Genomic DNA, 252 nt, shown 5'->3' on the forward strand with positions numbered 1-252 from the left:
GAATGTTTTTCACTCGATTCAATATCTGTTCAGCGAGTGGGGACATTTTCAAACCGTTGTTTTTCCAACGGTGGACGGGCATTTATACGGGTTAACCATACGGAAGTTTTCCCACGTAAAGGAGCGTATTACATTAGGGAAAAAACTAGCGAAACTATTATTTCGGGCCGATTTATTTTCGGATTTTTATCATTTTTTGCATACTGTTCCGCATACCGGATCACGGTTTGATTTTGAGCCGTTTTTAGGGAT

The 252-nt window shown here is 40.1% G+C and carries 1 protein-coding gene; it reads left to right on the top strand.

Annotation, left to right across the window (positions count from 1 at the left end):
* The coding region (locus SB658_RS25945) for a DUF2515 family protein (protein ID WP_410603354.1) at positions 1 to 252 on the top strand (252 nt) is incomplete at both ends.

The sequence above is a fragment of the Bacillus sp. SIMBA_008 genome (assembly GCF_046535495.1).
GTDB classification, from domain to species: Bacteria; Bacillota; Bacilli; order Bacillales; family Bacillaceae; genus Bacillus; species Bacillus subtilis.